This is a genomic window from Ralstonia sp. 110700041-2 (assembly GCF_056280165.1).
Genome location: NZ_JBSFAI010000015.1, coordinates 18,521 through 36,508, shown reverse-complemented (window position 1 = coordinate 36,508; position 17,988 = coordinate 18,521). Strand labels below are relative to the sequence as shown.

13 protein-coding genes are annotated in these 17,988 nt (G+C 57.8%); 5 read left to right on the top strand and 8 right to left on the bottom strand.

What is annotated here, in order from left to right; translation table 11 throughout:
* Positions 1-56: 56 nt before the first annotated feature.
* The 3 genes from katG to ACUXH0_RS20570 form a co-directional block, all read right to left on the bottom strand.
* Positions 57-2,222, bottom strand: a complete 2,166-nt coding sequence (gene katG / locus ACUXH0_RS20580) for a catalase/peroxidase HPI (RefSeq protein WP_012436375.1) — start codon at positions 2,220-2,222, stop codon at positions 57-59.
* Positions 2,223-2,350: 128 nt separating this feature from the next.
* The gene (locus tag ACUXH0_RS20575; protein ID WP_004631595.1) at positions 2,351-2,851 is read right to left on the bottom strand and encodes a Dps family protein; all 501 of its coding nucleotides are present in this window, start codon (positions 2,849-2,851) and stop codon (positions 2,351-2,353) included.
* Positions 2,852-3,025: 174 nt separating this feature from the next.
* Positions 3,026-3,268: a hypothetical protein gene (locus ACUXH0_RS20570; protein ID WP_012436376.1), complete on the bottom strand. Its 243-nt coding sequence runs from the start codon at positions 3,266-3,268 to the stop codon at positions 3,026-3,028.
* 771 nt (positions 3,269-4,039) lie between these two features.
* Here ACUXH0_RS20570 and ACUXH0_RS20565 point away from each other — a divergent pair.
* From ACUXH0_RS20565 to ACUXH0_RS20555, 3 genes are all read left to right on the top strand, one after another.
* Positions 4,040-5,260, top strand: a complete 1,221-nt coding sequence (locus ACUXH0_RS20565; protein ID WP_182594565.1) for an AAA family ATPase — start codon at positions 4,040-4,042, stop codon at positions 5,258-5,260.
* A gap of 336 nt (positions 5,261-5,596) precedes the next feature.
* On the top strand, positions 5,597-6,373 hold the full coding sequence (locus tag ACUXH0_RS20560) for a metallophosphoesterase (RefSeq protein ID WP_182594566.1): 777 nt from the start codon (positions 5,597-5,599) through the stop codon (positions 6,371-6,373).
* Positions 6,374-6,544: 171 nt separating this feature from the next.
* Positions 6,545-7,756, top strand: a complete 1,212-nt coding sequence (locus ACUXH0_RS20555; RefSeq protein WP_012435748.1) for a Druantia anti-phage system protein DruA — start codon at positions 6,545-6,547, stop codon at positions 7,754-7,756.
* Here ACUXH0_RS20555 and ACUXH0_RS20550 read toward each other — a convergent pair.
* Positions 7,753-8,970, bottom strand: a complete 1,218-nt coding sequence (locus ACUXH0_RS20550; RefSeq protein ID WP_012435747.1) for a hypothetical protein — start codon at positions 8,968-8,970, stop codon at positions 7,753-7,755. The two genes, ACUXH0_RS20555 and ACUXH0_RS20550, sit on opposite strands and share 4 nt — an antisense overlap.
* Positions 8,963-11,629: an ORC-CDC6 family AAA ATPase gene (locus ACUXH0_RS20545; protein ID WP_259393728.1), complete on the bottom strand. Its 2,667-nt coding sequence runs from the start codon at positions 11,627-11,629 to the stop codon at positions 8,963-8,965. The genes ACUXH0_RS20550 and ACUXH0_RS20545 overlap by 8 nt, the downstream gene beginning before the upstream one ends.
* Before the next feature lie 385 nt (positions 11,630-12,014).
* Here ACUXH0_RS20545 and ACUXH0_RS20540 point away from each other — a divergent pair, with 385 nt between their 5' ends.
* Together ACUXH0_RS20540 and ACUXH0_RS20535 are read left to right on the top strand one after the other, a co-directional pair.
* Positions 12,015-12,368 (top strand): hypothetical protein, encoded by a 354-nt coding sequence (locus tag ACUXH0_RS20540; protein WP_012435745.1) that lies wholly within the window; start codon positions 12,015-12,017, stop codon positions 12,366-12,368.
* A gap of 311 nt (positions 12,369-12,679) precedes the next feature.
* Positions 12,680-14,140 (top strand): hypothetical protein, encoded by a 1,461-nt coding sequence (locus tag ACUXH0_RS20535; RefSeq protein WP_259393730.1) that lies wholly within the window; start codon positions 12,680-12,682, stop codon positions 14,138-14,140.
* Here ACUXH0_RS20535 and ACUXH0_RS20530 read toward each other — a convergent pair.
* The 3 genes from ACUXH0_RS20530 to ACUXH0_RS20520 are packed head-to-tail and all read right to left on the bottom strand — an operon-like array spanning position 14,108 to position 17,986.
* Complete coding sequence (locus ACUXH0_RS20530; protein ID WP_233902602.1) at positions 14,108-15,145, bottom strand: TniQ family protein; 1,038 nt, start codon at positions 15,143-15,145, stop codon at positions 14,108-14,110. The two genes, ACUXH0_RS20535 and ACUXH0_RS20530, sit on opposite strands and share 33 nt — an antisense overlap.
* Positions 15,146-15,165: 20 nt before the next feature.
* A complete protein-coding gene (locus tag ACUXH0_RS20525) occupies positions 15,166-16,071 on the bottom strand; it encodes a TniB family NTP-binding protein (protein ID WP_182594568.1) in 906 nt (301 codons plus the stop codon).
* On the bottom strand, positions 16,064-17,986 hold the full coding sequence (locus ACUXH0_RS20520) for a Mu transposase C-terminal domain-containing protein (RefSeq protein WP_012435741.1): 1,923 nt from the start codon (positions 17,984-17,986) through the stop codon (positions 16,064-16,066). Before ACUXH0_RS20520 ends, ACUXH0_RS20525 begins: the two co-directional genes overlap by 8 nt.
* Positions 17,987-17,988 lie beyond the last annotated feature (2 nt).

Sequence of the window (17,988 nt, the reverse complement as noted above, 5' to 3'; positions counted from 1 at the left end):
AAGAAAAATGGCGCCTGCACGAGGCAAGGCGCCATTTTAGTCCCGCCGAAAGCAGCTTAGGCGGCGGCCAGATCGAACCGGTCGAGATTCATCACCTTGACCCACGCGGCCACGAACTCGCTGATGAACCGCTCCTTACCGTCGGCGCTGCCGAACACCTCGGCCAGCGCACGCAGGATCGAGTTCGAACCGAACACCAGATCGACGCGCGTGCCGGTCCACTTGCGCTCGCCCGTCTTGCGGTCATAGCCCTCGTAGATGTCGCCGGCAGGCTTCCATTCGGTGTTCATGTCGAGCAGGTTGACGAAGAAGTCGTTCGTCAGCGCGCCGGGCGTGCTGGTAAAGACGCCATGCTGGCTGCCATCCGCGTTGATGTTGATGGCGCGCAGGCCACCGATCAGCACGGTCAACTCCGGTGCCGTCAGCGTCAGGAGTTGAGCCCTGTCGAGCAGCAGCACTTCGCCCGGCACCGCAAACTGCGTCTTCTGGTAATTGCGGAAACCGTCGGCCACGGGTTCGAGCACCGAGAAGGACGTGGCATCGGTCTGCTCGGCCGTCGCATCGACGCGGCCCGGCGTGAACGGCACGGTGATCGTCGTGCCGGCGGCCTTGGCGGCCAGCTCGATACCAACGCTGCCTGCCAGCACGATCACATCCGCCAGCGAAGCCTTGCCGGAGGCGCGTTGAATTTCCTCCAGCCTGGCCAGCGTGCCGGCCACCGGCTGGTTGACCGCCCAATCTTTCTGCGGCGCCAGCCGAATGCGCGCGCCGTTGGCGCCGCCACGCTTGTCCGACCCGCGGAAGGTCGAGGCAGACGCCCACGCCACGGCAACCAGTTCGGATGCCGACAGGCCAGAAGCGGCAATCTTTGCTTTGAGATCGGCGATATCGGCCTCGGTCGGCTTGTGCGTCGCCGTCGGCAGCGGGTCTTGCCAGATCAGGTCTTCACGCGGCACTTCGGGGCCGAGGTAACGCGACTTCGGGCCGAGGTCACGGTGCGTGAGCTTGAACCAAGCGCGGGCAAAGGCTTCAGCAAACGCCTGCGGGTTGTCCAGGAAGCGGCGCGAGATCTTTTCGTATGCCGGATCAAAACGCAGCGACAAGTCGGTCGTCAGCATCGTCGGGCGGCGCTTGGGCGAATCGGGCGTCGGGCCCGGAATGATCGCCTCGGCGTCTTTGGCCACCCATTGCAGTGCGCCGGCGGGGCTCTTTTCCTGCACCCATTCGTACTTGAACAGGTTCTCGAAGAAGAAGTTGCTCCATTGCGCGGGCGTTTGCGTCCAGGTGACTTCGAGCCCGCTGGTGATCGCATCCGCGCCCTTGCCGGTGCCAAAGGTGCTGGCCCAGCCCAGGCCTTGGGCTTCCAGCGGCGCGGCCTCGACATCGGCGCCAACGTGACTTGCTGGCCCCGCGCCGTGGGTCTTGCCGAAGGTGTGACCGCCGGCGATCAGCGCAACGGTTTCTTCGTCGTCCATCGCCATGCGGGCGAAGGTCTCGCGGATGTCCTTGGCGGCCGCGAGCGGATCACCATGGGCGTGCTCCGGGCCTTCCGGGTTCACGTAGATCAAGCCCATCTGCACGGCGGCGAGCGGGTTCGCGAGGTTGCGCTCGCCCGAATAGCGCGTGGCTTCCAACCACTTGGTCTCGTTGCCCCAATACACATCGTTGTCCGGTTCCCACGTGTCTTCACGGCCGGCGGCAAAGCCGAACGTGCGGAAGCCCATGGTTTCAAGCGCAACGTTGCCGGTCAGGATCAGCAGGTCGGCCCACGAGATGGCCTGGCCGTACTTCTGCTTGATCGGCCACAGCAGCCGGCGCGACTTGTCGATGTTGACGTTGTCGGGCCAGGAGTTGAGGGGTGCAAAACGTTGCTGGCCGCGCCCTGCGCCGCCACGGCCATCGCCCGTGCGGTACGTGCCGGCGGCATGCCAGGCCATGCGGATGAACTGCGGGCCATAGTGGCCAAAGTCTGCCGGCCACCAGTCTTGCGAATCGGTCATCAGGCGGCGCAGATCGGCCTTGAGCGCGTCGTAGTCGATCGCATTGAACGACTTGCGGTAGTTGAAGTTCGACCCGAGCGGATCAGACTTCTCGGAATGCTGGTTCAGCAGATCGACGCGCAGCTGATTGGGCCACCAGTCCTTGTTGGCCGTACCGCCACCGAAGGCGTGGGAAGCAGCGGGAGCATGGCCGGAAAACGGGCATTTGGCTTCAGTCGTCATGATTCTCTCGGTTAGGTCATGGGGGGTGATGCCGCCCCAACCGCAACGCAACGGGCTCGCGGGAGGGGCGCAATTCGCTGCTGCCGAAACGCCTGTCGCAAACGTGGCGAACGGCCTTCAGGCCAGCCTTAAGCCAGAAGCGAGCGCAGCATCCACGCGGTCTTTTCGTGAATGTCCATGCGTTGCGTCAGCAGATCGGCGGTCGGTTCGTCGGCGGCCTTGTCGACGTCGGGGAACAGGCTGCGCGCGGTACGCGTCACGGCTTCGTGGCCCGCCACCAGCTCGCGCACCATGTCCATCGCCTCGGGAATGCCCTTCGATTCCGGAATCGACGACAGCTTGGCGAACTCCGAATACGAGCCCGGCGCGGGATAACCCAGCGCGCGGATGCGCTCGGCCACCGGGTCGACGGCATTCCACAGTTCGTTGTACTGCGTCTCGAACATCAGGTGCAGCGTGTTGAACATCGGGCCGGTGACGTTCCAGTGGAAGTAATGCGTCTTCAGGTAGAGCGAGTAGGTATCGGCCAGCAGGCGCGACAGGCCGTCGGCGATCTTCTTGCGATCCTTGTCAGCAATGCCGATGTTGATCTGGGCTGCGGCAGTCGCGCCGCTGTTCTTCTTTGCCATCTGGATTCCCCTATGAAGTGGTGTGCAAAAACGCGATGCCGTCCGCTGGATTCAGCGTCGGGCCGCGCGTGCTTCCAGCCTTCTTTCGGTTGCCCCTCGCGCAGCAAGTTCCAATCGTCGCATCGTCCTGTGACGAAACGCAAAGCGGATGGCAACCGAGCATCAGGCCGGTCATCAGACCATGAGCTGCACCATACCGTGCAGGAACACGATCATAGCGCCGGCAGCCACGATGGTTAGACCGACCTGCTTGCGCACCCACTTGCGTTGCAGGCGGGCGGATTCTGCGGCGCGCGTGCCGTGGCCGCCGGCCGCACTGCCCGGCATGCCCGACAGCGTCAGCACCTCGACCTGCGAGGCGCGCACTGTGCCCGCAAACCCCTGCCATTCCGAAACAAACATCCGCACCATTGCCATGCCTTTTCTCCTCGCGACCCTGCGCGTTCCTGGCGCCTACACCAAACGCGCAGGCAACTTCATGCATCCGTCAGGTCAGTGCGATTCACCATAGCTAGCGAGCCATGCCAGCACGGTCGTAACGGTGTTCGAGGCAAGCGGCAGGGACATGTCGGGCTCCACGGTGATTTAGGGAATGAGCGATGCGCTCAACATGGAAGACAGTCTATTCAAATACTATCGAAACGTATATTTGATTGTTTTTATCTATCAATTAGGCGTGCGCTATAGCCGTCATGAGGTGACGTTGTCCGCGTAGCGAAGATAATTAGAAAATAGCGAAGTAGATTAGAAAATATCGAAGTTTGGATTGGGTGCTACCCAGCGAGAAGCCGCACTACAGAGCCATTCCCCTCACTTTTTCGGCTCTACGAAATGATGCGCCGCACCATTTGATGCGCAGCGCATCCGCCCATCACGTCGTCCGCCCACAACGTTCGCGGCTGCGAACCAAGTCCAGTACTTCGCCGGATAGCCTCAGCCTACCTGGTGTTGTATGGTTCAAGAACGTAGTTACACGAGCCGCATCACACCTTTCATACCTCCATGGCTGCCAAAGACACCTGCCGTCACCAATCGACCCCAGCGGTCGATGTCGGCAGCCGCGCGTTCGCTCCGTCAGAGCGAACTCACTCGCGAATAGCTGACTGACCTCGGGCTTCTTCGGCTCCCGGCGTTGCCGGGTTCGATGGCTGCGGCTGCAAGCCATTGATTCGCGTATGGAGAATCATCATGTCTGCTCCCCGGCACCCTTCGGAGCACCCACCTGGATTTGTTCCTTTAGGGGATCTGTCCGAGCAGCGTAGTGCGGCGGCATGGCATCTGCTCATCCCCTCGAACACGCACACCGTCCTTGAGGCTGCCCGACAAGCCAAACTGGACCTTGCGGTGATAAAAGAAGATGAGCATGAATCCTCATCTGCTGGACCGGCTGTGGCGACGCCGGCAGAAGTGGTTCCCGCTCCTCGCCGTGCTCGGCCCCGGCATATTCAGGTTTTTGGGCCTGAAGCGCTGGCGCTCGCCAACGAGCACATGCAAGGTGCAGACCGCAGCCAGCGGCGGTGCGCCGAGACATTGTTGGAGCGAGCCGGGAGCAATGAGGGCTACCGCGCACTACCTCGTGTTCGATCTGCCCTGAAGAAGCTCGAAACGGCGCGGAGCGTGTTCGGCAACCTGAGTGAGCCGATTGAGAAGCTCAGGATTGATCTCACGTTGAACAGTGCGATGCGGACAAAGGATTTCCGGATTCGGCCGATCCTGCTGACAGGACCACCAGGCATTGGAAAAACGCACTTTGCGCTGAAGTTGGCAGAGCTTCTGAATGTGCCAATGCGGAAGTGGTCCGCTGGAAGTGCCCAGGCAAGCTTCCAACTGACGGGCGGCGATAGCGCCTGGCACAGCGCTCGACCTGGGATGGTTATTGAGATGCTCGCCTGTGGCAGCTCGGCGACGCCTGTGCTCATCTTGGACGAAGTGGACAAGATTGGTAGCGATGTCCGCTACCCGGTAACTCCTGTACTGCTGGATCTACTTGAGTCCGAGACAGCAAGCACATTCCAAGACATGTTCTTGCATATGGCGTTTGACGCCAGTCGGATCATCTACGTCCTGACGGCCAATGATCTCAACGCTGTGCCTTCCCCGCTATTGAGCCGCGTAGAGGTGTTTGACATCCCGGCACCTGAGCCCGAGCAGCGGTTGCTGCTTGTTTTGGCGGAGGTGCAGCGGCTACAGCGTGCCACCGGCAAGCGCATTGAGTTGGACGCCAGCGCGGCAGAAGCCTTGGCAGGACGGAGCGACCTCGATCTGCGCGCAACACATCGTTTGGTACAGGATGCGTTTGCGACTGCGATGACATCAGGAAAGCACGTCGCCTTGCCAAAGATGCCGCGGCGCGCAGGGCGGCAGGCGATCGGCTTCGTGGCAGACCGACAATCTGGTGAGCGGGCGTAGGGGGCAATGAATCACCATGCCCGCGACCTGCGCTATTGCAGTGCGGCCCGAGCAAGATCGCCCCGTGGAGAGACACGCTGCCGCGAAGGCGTGGACGGAGTAATCTGGGGGTAGGACAAATGGAGCAAGCCATGCCGGCAGACAAATTCGGCCGATTCATGACCAGCAATACACTTTTGACGCGCGCGAACGCGGCAGTTGCCGCGGCAGTACGCCGCCTCGAAAAGCAAGGCATCGCACCGGCTTACATCCGACGCCAATCGGAGCAGCAGTCAAAATCTGAGGCGGTCCCAGGCATCATCCCTCCTGATGTGAGTCCGGACGTCACAAGTCAGCATGAATCTCCTGGTTCTAAGTGACCTGCACCTCGAATTCACTACCCTCGACATCGACACGACGGGCGCTGATGTCATCGTACTTGCTGGTGACATTCATATAGGCAAGCGGGGAATGCCTTGGATTGAAGCCCAGAGTCGTGGCCTGCCGGTCATCTATGTGCCTGGCAACCACGAGTTCTACAAAGGCGAGCACAGTCGAGTGCTGCGAGATCTGCGGGCGGCGTGCGCGGCAACGTCGAACATTCATCTCCTCGACATGGATAGATTCGTGATCGGGGACGTAGAGTTCCTAGGTGCCACACTCTGGACAGACTTCGCTTTGTACGGGGGTACAGAAGAAAACGTGCACACCGCCGAGGGCTACGCTGGTCGAGGCATGTCCGACTTCACCGGGGCCATTCGTTTTGAATCGCACGGGGTGTTCAGAAAGTTGCAACCGCGGGATACGACACGGATGCACCACGTCGCGCGCGACTGGCTCCGCACGGAACTAATGTCCCCTTCACAGCACAGGCGGGTGGTCGTTACCCATCACGCCCCTTCGGCCAAGAGTGTCTCGTCGCGCTATCAAGATGATCCGCTGACGTCTGCATATGCCAGCCGCATGGATGATTTGGTCCAACTGGCCGATCTATGGATTCATGGCCATATGCACGACAGCTTCGACTACAGCGTCGGCGCATGTCGCGTTATATGCAATCCACGGGGATATGCACCGAAAGGACACCCAGCGGAAAATCAGGCCTTCAGTACTGGATTAGTGCTTGAGATATAGCCCCGTAACCCATCGTTGGGGAATCACACCGATTGGTAGGCACTCTTGCGGCGCCGCACATTACCTCGGGCGATGAGGCTACACGCGTGAAAGTCGCATGCTGAGACACGGCACTAGCGTTGCTTTTCCCATGCTTGACTTCCGCGCGCACCTCTGGCCAAATAGCGCCCCATGACCAGTAACGTGCGCCGAACTCCGTCCAATCTCATTGAAGGGGCATTCCATGCCCCTTCAGGCGCAGTCATATGGCTTGAATCTAGGAAACAACAGCTTGCCGCAGATATTGTTTCAGCCCACGCCGCCTGCACCAACGCTCTGACGTTCGGCAACAAGGACTTTGTCCGAGGATTGCACGTTGCTGCCCGCGGGCTTGGGGAGCGAATTGGATACAGTGGCAAGCTTGCGGCATTGTTCGAGCGCCACCGTCACTGGTTCAAAAACGGCCAGAACATCGATGTTCATGCAATAAAGCCCGCGCTCCGACTGGTGCAAACGACAGAGGAAGAGCAGCTGTGGACGTTGGCTCGTGCGTGCTGGTCCATGCCGTACTCGAAAGGATACGGCCGCAGGTTACGCTTCCTTGTAGTGGACGAAACCCATGGCGGCCTGATTGGTATCCTGGGACTGCAATCCCCTCCGGCAGACCTTGCCTGCCGAGACACACTATTCGAGTTTCCCGCTGGTCGGAAACTCGAGCTGGTCAACCAAACGATGGACGCCTACACCATCGGCGCGATCCCGCCCTATAGCTTCCTGCTAGGAGGCAAGCTTTGCGCGGGACTACTCGCAGCCGACGCAATCCGGGAGGCGTACTGGCTAAGATACGCGGCGAAGCGCACGACAATGCAACGCCAACAAATCCAGCAGCCGCTCGTAGCGATTACAACGACCAGCGCGTTTGGCAAGAGCGCGCAGTACAACCGCCTGCGATACGATAGCCGTCTGCTGGCGGAGCCGATTGGTTACACGAAGGGATTCGGGATGCTCCATTTGGAGCATCTCTACGATCGCATGTGCGATTTGCTGGTAGCCCATGGACAGCTGACACCCAACGGATATGGAAACGGCCCCAAGGTTCGCTGGCAAAACGTTACCAAAGCGCTGATGTTGCTTGGGTTACCGCTGGACCTACTTGCACATGGCGTGCAACGTGAAGTCTATCTATTCAACCTAGTCAGCGACCTCCACTCTGGCATGGCAGGCGGTTCTTTCGGAGCCCCCCAAAGACTATCTGTGGATGAGTACTCGGATTACTGGAAGCAACGATGGGCAGTACCTCGATCCCACCGCTACCCAGATTGGCGCGAAGTCGATGCACAAAATCTAGTGCGCGAGAAGGTCCAAGAATGGGACCTTCTCACAGCGCAAAAAAAACAGCGCTAACAACTTGGACGTCTTTCACGTGACGTCTCAATTTTCGTTTCCAATTCCAGCTCGCCGATCTGTTGAAGTCGGCCAAGAACCCCTGCCAAGTCTTCGAAGTGCAATCGCCACAGCGTCCCAACGCCACTGGAGTACTTGCCAGCGTTGAACTGCTTTGGGCGCGCCCGCAGAACTGTGACCTCGTTACGCACCTGCAGCGCAAGTGCGACGCCAACCGCCTGCAGTTTCGATCCCATGTGAATGAGCCAGACGTTCGATCCCGCGCTTTGATCAATCTGGCTGACCAGAGTGCCCAATGTCTGGCGATAGTCTCGCGTACTGCAAGTATGGTGGTTGCGCTCACATAGTGACGGAGCGGTCGTATCAGAAGGCTCCTTACCTACCATTACTGCCAGCTGACGATTTACGATTCGACGCTGCAGATCCAATCGCCACCTCATGGAAGACGCGGGTGGCTCACCAAGGATCCAGAAGATGGATGACACTGGCGACACAAGTGGCTGATCGCTTATGTGAGCAAGGCAGCGCACCAACCGAGATGTGCGTAACGAGGGCAGCGCGATAACTCGATCAGGGCGATTCTCTGCGTTCAAACCAGGATACAGCTCGTTGACGTCCACATCGGAGACACCTTGCTCGGCAAACGAGCTGTCGTCACCATCCGACAAGGCTTCTTGGACCAACTCCTCGAGCCTCGATTCATATTCGAAGCGCGGAGGAGCATATTCCTCTGGCTCTGCGTAGACGATGTCGAGTACGAGTCGCGGTGCCTGTGGAATGAGCGTTGCAAGAACGGACAGGATCAACGTACTTGATGCGCCGCTAATATCGAAAGCGACGCGAACTTTCTGTCGGCTTTGCCGAAGCTCCTGCAGCGCAGCTTGCACGGCGCATTGCACCTCATGCGGACTTTCGGCGCTGAAGGTGCGAATTTCGGAACAAAAACGCGACAGAGCCCCGCGGATGGCATCCCCATTACCCTCGTTGTCCTGAGTATTGATGTCGTAGCAACCTAGCAAGGCAATAGCCGCCCCACCCTGAGGTAAGCGCTCAGCGAACAATTGGGGGATAGCGGAAGCTCGATCCTCAAAACCAAGGGCACTAATTAGCAGATCGGGAGAAACCTCATCTCCATCCCACGGTTCAACTTCGGGAAGAGACACCTGTACATCGTCAAAGCAAATTCGTTTGACGAAAGCCTGCTTGTCAGTCATCTGTATCCTCGAACAATTCCCCACTGAACCGATCCGCGCCGCTCTTGGTGGCATACGACATCCTTGCTCGATCCGCAAAACGCTCCGGAGCCGTCAGGAATGTTTGCAGCTCCTCAATGTCGCGCACCCCTAGATAACTATCACGCTTGAGCGAAAGTCCGAATGCTGGATTGAATATTCGCCGCAACTCCCAACGCATAGTTTGCTTTGAAAGCCCCTCCTTGGCGCGACTGTCTTGTAGCTCAATAAAGATCGCTCGCCGGAGAAGCTCGCGCGCGAGAGATCCTAGCTCTGGGTCAAGATCACGTAACAAGGCAATCGTCGATCTCGGTTCATCCTTGGTCATCTCCAGACGGTAAAGTCGATACGGCTCCTTCGCAGAGTTCAGTCGCCCCTTAACCATCACGTCACGGACGGCCGCTCCGTACTGTCCAAGAATCTTGGCCATTAGCGCTCCGAATGGATGCAAACCATCCACGCGCTCCTTGAACGCCTTTGAGATAGAAACGATCGCCTCGTGTTGAGCAGCCTTGGTAATGGGTGCCGTGGTATCGCGCTGCACGCTTCCCTTGACGAACATCTCACGAACGATCTGTAAAACCGTGGCGGTATCGCCACTCCATAGCCGCCCAAGAGCGTGCAACCCATGATAGTAGTAGCGACGCCCCTGAGTACTGCCATGCTCGCGAATATAGCTGGCAAGCTGAACATCATCAGCATATGGTTCCGAAGATCCAATAAGCTTCTCTGCCCGCCCCGCCCAACCAGCTCTGCTCAGCCGTCGATCAATCAGGTTCGTCACAAACCGTTTCGCAGCATGATCATCGACGTCCGCCAAAGCTCGGCTACCTGCGTCGATAGTGGTGAACTCGCGCGTCTCCTCTAGTGTGACCCCATCGATATCGCCCGGATCAAAACCGAACTTCTCGCAGGAAATCTTGAAGTAGTGAGTTGGAACGCGCTCAAAAATTATCTTATTAAGTATTCGTTGAATTTCTTCCTGCACTCGGTTTGACGAGTAGTCATCCAACAGGAATACCACTTGATGCCTCTTGAAGTAAGGGAAGACAGATCCCAACTTTCCAGTTAGATCAGCAAGGAACGTATCCGGAAGATGATCGTTCCATTCGCCATCTCGAAGCAAAGTTCCATGGAGCTGAACCCGTAAGGCATCAAGGTCATCTGCGAAATGAAGGATGCGACTGCGATTGGTCAGTCTTGCCGATTCAACGGGACGACTGAAGTACGACGAGATAAGTGCAACGATATTATCGAAACCAGCTTCATCTAGTCGAAAAGCGCGGTTCGCCACTGAATCGGCATAGGCCATACCAAGAGATTTTAGAAGCTCACGAGCAACTATCAATTGGAAGTAAGTTGCAATCTCATGCGCCCTCTGCTCAGCGCGCCCCTCCTTGCGAGCCAACCAGCTAAGGTTGTTTTGAAGATGTGCAGCGCAACTGATATATACCCCAAAAGAGTCAAAAGGGCTTGCACGTCCGCGTTCCGCATTCTGAGCACGTAAGCCCAAATGTGTTCTTACTGCAAGATAGCGGAATATCATTGACTTACCGCACCCGCGTGGACCAGTGAGCACGATAGGTTTACGCTCCTGGATGTCCTGCATCCACGGCAATGTTTCAACGAAAAGCTCCAGCAGCGTCGCGTCGTCGGCTAAATGCTCGGCCGAAATGGCCTCAAACGGCTGGAACTTTGACTCATCAATCTCCACCTCTTCGAGTTCACGCTGAAGAACTTGCAACTCCTGGGCAATTTGGTTCTCAATCGGAAAATGCCTCGCCTGGTCCTCATCCACCAACTTTTCGATGAACTGCAGGAACCGGCGCATGAAGTGAGGGTGACTGGAGGCGACACGACGGTTCCGATGTAGACCGTTGTAAAGCTCCACCAATATCTGAACAAAACAGATTTTGTCGTCTCGGCTCTTGCTTGTAGTCTGATTGGATGGTTTTAGACTACCCAAATCGATAATTGATACTTCCAATCGATGCTCGTCATCAGCGAGCAGAGCCAATTCCGCTGGCACCTGAGAAATCATGACGTTGCCCACGTGCAGATCGTCATGTTTCAACTCAACCCGCTTGAGGTAGGTGATAGCTCGAAGCACCTGCATTGCTACACTGCAGACAAAATCGATCTCGAGCGAGTCCTCTTGGAGATACTGCTCCAAGGTCCTCCCCGTAACCCAGGGGGCTATAAAGCAAACAAAGTCTTCTTCGGCATCCGGCATACCCGGCGGCGGCGCAGAAAGGCCGACTGACATCGGGCAAACAAAGAGCGATTTAGCTGGACGAAGTTTGGATGTATACAGCAGCTCTTGCTCGAGCCGTGGCTGCTTGTAGTCGCCGGGGACTGCAAGCTTGGCAGCAAACTCCTCATGGGTCGCCGGGTCGCGAACCCTCAAGACGAACCCCTTCCACCCGCGGCGTTTGTGCAAACCGTGCACACGCCCCTCCGCATCTCGATCCAGAACTTCATAGGTATGCGTTGACTGGCCATCGAGTGCTCGTACCGTCAACGTGGCAGGAATAATGGGAGCGCCATCTATCCAGTTGCGCTGTACCTCACTAAGTGCGTCCATTGTTTTGTTGCCTATGATCTGCGCTACGTCGACCATCGCCGAAGTTGCAATCGCCATCCCCACTACCGTACGGCCGGCACACGTAGGCCTGACCTGCACGATATCCCCTCGACCATTTCTCAGAACCCTAAGATTCTTGGCTGAGGAGTGTACCCTCAGACGGTTAGATAGCTCAGTGATCTAGCCCCCCCCAATTAGAGGGATATTTAATCTCATACATCACTGGATTGGCGCAGATACCTCCCATACTGGGCTCCAAGAAAATTTGGCAACCACAATTAAAATACTCTTACACCTGATATAGATATCTCGGAATTCGCCTCCCTTCGGGCGAGGGGTGCGGCAAGCGAATTCGCCGCCGTTAAATGTACGTTGGGCATCGCGGCAACCCACGAACGGCCCGCGTGCATTTTCGATTCGTACCCGCAAATCAGATTGACTTATGAATACGTTGTTCGCAAAAACCTTTGGTGGCCTCTCTCGTGCTTACTACTTCCGCCATTTCCTGTTTGGCGTGATTTTTCCCGCGTTCATATTCCTCTTCGCGAGCAACGCCGGAAAACCGCTCCCCTACCAGATGGTTCTGTTCGCCCTCATCAGCACCGTGCTCTATCCATATGCCCGGTTCGTGTACGAAGGCGTGATGAACTTCATTCTCGGCAACAACGTCTTCTTCGTGAACGCAATCGTGATGCTGTTCGCCAAGTTCAGCACGATGCTGATCTGTTGGGCTTTCGCGATCTTCATTGCGCCGATCGGACTGGTGTATCTGTACCTCCGTCATAGCCGGGCGTAAGCAACAGCCAGAAATTCGTCATCGGCGCTCGGCCGCGGCCAGGTAGATCCCCGTGCCGGGCGACGCTTTGACGATCAGATCAGGATCACATGTTCCGCATAAACGCGTTTCCAAAAAGGGAAGGCCGTTGGCGCGTGGATTGGTTCGGCCCCATCGCCTTCCCCGATCGCATGGTGCGACGGCGCCATCCGTCCGTTCTGGTCTCCTTGTCCAAGGACAAGTGCCCTGAAGGCAGCAGTCGCTTATCGCTTCTCTCGCTCCGCGAAACCGTAAGGCAGCAGACCCGATGCTGGGTTTCAGTCGGAACCACAATGCTCCTGCGTATCGGCGACGTGTGGCGCGAACAGAGCTTGGAATCCCGTGCCGCTGACGAAGAACTGCATTGCGAGAACCTGGAAATCAGCCAGGACACCTGCGAGCTAGTAAAAGCTGGATCGAGCTTCGAAGACGGCAGTTTCATGCTGCCGCTCCATGAGCATGCTGGACATCGCGAGAACACGCACTCCTATTGCGTTCGAGTCACCTTGCCAGACGGGAAGCTCCTTGTTGTGCCCTGCATGGAGTTGATCCGTTTCTACTTCGGCTCGTCCAGTGAGCTCCTCAACAGGCTGTTCCACCCCCAACTCGATAGAGGGCATCTTTACACGGGGACGCCGGCAATAGATCGGCACAACCGGATGACGCTTCAACTTGCCGACCGTATTCCGCGCGCAAGCGCCGAGGACGTCGCAAGAATCGCCGGTAGTCGGCTGGCATGGCGCGCGGCCAAAATGATTGGAGCCTCCTGCGTACGCGCCGCTCAGGCTCGCCAAGAGGTTTACCCGCAGACCCTATTTCCGTTCGAAGGAACGACAACACTGCGAGCCGCTGGGAAGTGGCTGTCGCGAGGCAATGATCCCAAAGGAACGTTCCTCGTCTATCAACTCCTGAGCTGCTCGCACCCGTTCCCCTTCAAGTCACTGCGGTTTCACGTGACGGGTGGCAAAAAAGCTCGCACTACCAGCATGGCGCCCGATACCCTGCCACAGGAAGCGCCGCCTACAGCCCGGAAACCCAAGGAACCCACCCAGATCAACCTGGAGGAGCATGACCCTTCGTCGCAGCTTGCTCCGGCTAGGATGCCCGTGCGCGGCAATCGGCGATTCACCGACCTCGAAAACAAATACGTCTTCGCCGACCGAACAATAGCCGGACAAAAGCCTCGCGCTAGTGCCTCGTCCGGTGAACCGATCAACGAGCACGCGATCGGCGAACCGGGCTCCACAAAGCGCATCCGCGAAACACAGATCGTCGACGATGACAGCGAGATTCCGGACCCGCCGGCATTCCTCGAACACGCTGTCAAAGCGCTATCCACGCTGAATGATGCTTCCGTGCGAGTCCTGACGGCGAGCCGCGACGATGGCTGGACCGTCCCGATGCCACTGATCTCCGACGAAGACGGTGTGCTGAACGAGCACCTCTTGATGCCTGAAGACAGCCACCGGCTCAAGCGTGTAGCTGCCTTTGCTGTTTCCTCAAAGGAAGCATCCACGTTGCTCATGGTTCACGAAGCCAACCCGCCTATATCGTTTGCGGTTCCCTTGAAAAACCAGAGCGATGAAGCGATACAACGTGCAGTCCAGGCCGCGACGGGAGCATTCATCTCAGTACAGGACGGTGGCGACCATCGTGTGATGGCGTTGGAACACACGCAGGCCAGTACTCCCGACGAACTGCGCTCCTGGATCTCAATGCAGCTATACCACGCAGCCATCGCGTATCTGCGGTGAGCTGCTCATCGCAATTGGAAGCTCAGCGGGCAAGTCTCGACGCGCGTGAAGAGACGCCTCGCGCCGATACCCAGCCAAGATATCCTTAACAAAATGGTGGTGCAACGGAGCAGTGGGCTTGACAGGCTGCGCGTGCGCCTCGGGATCGTGCTGAAGCAGCCAAAGGGACCACAGCAATACTGCATGCCGAGCCAGTACAGATTGCAGTTCCAGCGCCGGCTTTCTGGTGCGCACAATCTCCAAGTCGGAGTAACCGAAGCGACAGGCTAGACAGTCACAGAGACGCGGCTTGACCTTGCACGACAACATCGTCACGGCCATAGCGTGCAAACGATCCAACAGGTCTCGCGGGCCCGCGGCGCCCAACGAGGAGAGATCGCGCGTCAGTTGCTGCAGCTCGGAAAGGAGACCACTGCCTCGATCATCTACGTTGGGCGCCTCCGCCATCCGAAGATCGAAGTCGCAGTTGTGGCAATGGCAAATGCCATCGATCTCCGCGTGACACAAGTTTGTATCGACGCGCTGAACAAACAAGCTCGCGCCACAACGGGGGCACCTATCGAGCAACAAACGCTGGTGCCGCTCACAGAATGTTTGCAGTGCGACTCGCCAGCAGCGGCGGAAGTACGGTCTTGGATCAGTCCTTAGACAGTACGGGCAAAACTGAAGACCTGGGCCAAGCCGGGCGCTTCGCGGCAGCTTGATCGAGATCACCCACGGAAGAATTCCACCAACGTGGAACTCTGGATACAGCGTCCCTTCATAGAACCGCAGCGTCGTCTGACGAACTGCCTCCAACGGAGTCCCCGTGTGCAGTGCCAGCGACTCCAGAAGCCATTGTGGGCTGCGCCGGTCGATGTCCACTGTCAACACGCGTGCGTCAGCTCCGAGTGCCAGATTGCAGAATGACGTCAAACTCATTCCGTGGCCATGCGCCAATCGAACAACCCAGCTCGACAGCAACTCGCCCGGTATCGGTTTATACCGAATCGGCCAGAGCAGCACGTTGGCGCATGACCAGGTTTTCACAGCCTTCGCCTGTAGGTCTTGCGCTTGGAGGGCGGCACCCAGTCCAATGCTTCGAGCTGCTTTTCGGTAATCGCTTCCTCGCCGGAACGGATAGCGTCAACCGCCGCCGTTTTCACGAGATCGAAGATGTCACCGAGAGTGGACTCGCTCTTCATATAGATCGCCTGCATCATCTCGGGGTAGTGCAGCCCTGATGGCTTGCGCAGCGGCGTCCGGCGCTCCAGCGTCTTCAGCAACGTCCCTAGCTGCCGGCCGGGCGTCCAACTGGGCATCTCGATCGGAACGAATCGACTCGACATCTGCGGATCGGCATTGAACGCGTTGTATGCCTCTTCGATCCCTGAGGCGACGATACTGACCTTCGCCTCATTGCTCAGGCTCTTGAGTGCGTTGCGAAACTCGCGTTGCTTGGTCAGGCCACCGGCAATTAGATGGTGGATCTCGTCGATGATGAGGATGCGCACATCCATCTCGCCAAAGAGGCGTTTGACCTGCGAGTACTTTTCATAGACTGGGGCCGTCGGCTTATATGGCGTCATCAGACTATCCATGATTCGACTGTAGAAGTCGGATAGGTCGGGCTTGGGTGGTGCGTCGACCATCACCACCGGACACCGTGTTACCTCGTGCTCGGGATCCACGTCGGGAAGATGTTGATCGCGGAATCGCTCAAGAATGGATGTCTTGCCGCTATATGACGGACCAACAATCAGGTAACTCGGCATCCGCGTTACCTTTGGATAGTCGAGCAGATCCTCCAGCTTCTGGAGCGTGGTCGTCGCATGGTCGAGCTGTAGCCACGTGCCCTCCTGAATCTTCCGAATCCGATCCTTGGTTGTCAGGTCCAGGTACTCCTGTGCCTTTGGACTGAGGTGGCCATACTCAACCGTCGTGCTATTCATCGTCGCTCAGTGCCTGAATATCGTCTGGGTCGTACCCACGGACTGCCGGCGCAAGCCTGGACGGCTCGATCTTCGAGGCCCGTGGCAGGTCTTTAGATTTTTGCGCGCGAGCTTTGTCCTGCTGTTTGCGCTGCTGCTCAGCACGACGTGCCGCCTTGCTTTTTTCAGCGGCAGCTTCTTCGAGTTCGCGCTGCCGCGCGATCAGCGCAAACAAGTCCCGTTCGCTGTATTCCTTCATGCCCGCAGCCTTCGCTGCATTGTTGGCTGCACGTATCTCCCAGATGCTTGCCGGCGGCAAGCTCGAATCTCGATAGGGAATCGCCTGATACCGTTTGAGATCGGTATCGAAGAAGTACAACACGCTCATGTCGCGTGGGTCATAGCGGAACCGGAACTTCTTACCTCGCTTCGGATTGTCAGGATCGCGTTCCCCAATCCACGGTCTCAAGACATCGTGGAAGTAGTGGATGTTGTCGTTGACAACTCCATCTCCTCGGATCGCTCGCTCCTCGAATGGCATGAAGTCGATGCGGACCTTCTCGGGATCGGCGACTATCGGTGGGATTCCACGGCCCATCTTTCCCCGTGTGCCGAGAATGCCTTCGGTCCATTTGGTCAGCGGCGTCGTGCCAATGCCCGCGTGAACGTCTCGATGATATCGAGCGAACATCAGGACAAGCCATTTCTCCAGCTCATCGATAGTCATGCAGGCATTGCCCTCGGCGTCGTACTCTCCTTTCTGCTGGGGATTCGCGAACGTTGCCCCTTTGAGCTCTTTCAACTCCTCCGATACGGTGCCCATGAGCCGCTCGATATGCGCACCGTAGCGAGGCTGCTTTACCGGCCGGAGGTGAATATCGATGTGGTACTCCCTCGCAGCGACGGCCAGCATCTTGCCTCTGAATTCCTTGGCGTTGTCCATATGGAGTACGTCTATGGGGCCGCGGAAGGGCCACTCAATATCTCCGCACCCCAGCCGCGCCATCCATTCCCCCTTATCCAACATGGCGTGCGAGATGCACATGCCCGCGGACATCGCTGAAGGTGGATCCAGAGACAAGTACATGCCCAAACATGCGCGGCTGAAAACATCGATTGCCAAAGTGATCCAGGCACGTCCGATCGACTTGCGGTGCTTGTCGTCCACGATGATGACGGGCAACAGAGTGTGATCGACCTGCACCATGGCAAGAGGCCACTCAGCATCCGGAATGGATCCCTTATTCACGCTAAATCGTTGCTCAGCGGCGCGGCGCCCCTCACGACGCTTGAGCGCTTCTTGTTCATCCAACCAACTTAGATGCCGGTGTATCGTCGACTCGGCCGGAAGAGGCTCAAGCTCCGCGACATAGCACAGGCGGCGAATTTCCCTGGCCGCCTTCGCTACGGACGGCTTTTGCATGGTCAGATAGTGCTCTTGAACGTAGTTGTCCAAGATCAGCTTCACTTCTGGCGCGAGGCGACTGCGCCCGCGGCCACCGCTCTTGCGCGTCGGTATTAGCGAAGACAGCTGTTCAGACGCAAGGTAGGTCCGCAGCCAGTTGTAGAGCGTCGCGATACTCACGTCTGCGTCGGCTGCCACAGCGACGTAGTCTGCTTTCTTTCGATTCCGCCGAAGAGCGAGCAGAGGACTAATGATGTCTAGGCGGCTTTGCGCCTCTTCCCAGTCGTCATCCGATACGTCTTCGAGGTCGATCTGGCCTTGGGGCTCGGGCGAGCCATCACTGCCTCTGAACGGAGGCTTGAGCGACCCTATGTTCAAAATGACAATCGCTCCCGACGCGTCCTCGCGTGCGAGAACCTGGTCCAAGGCGGCGTAGCGGAGAATTGTGTATGCGCGCCCATCGTGACTGTAGCTGCTGCCCTTCTTAATCGGCAGAAGAGTCGGCGTCTTTCCTAACGACTTGCTTGCCATGG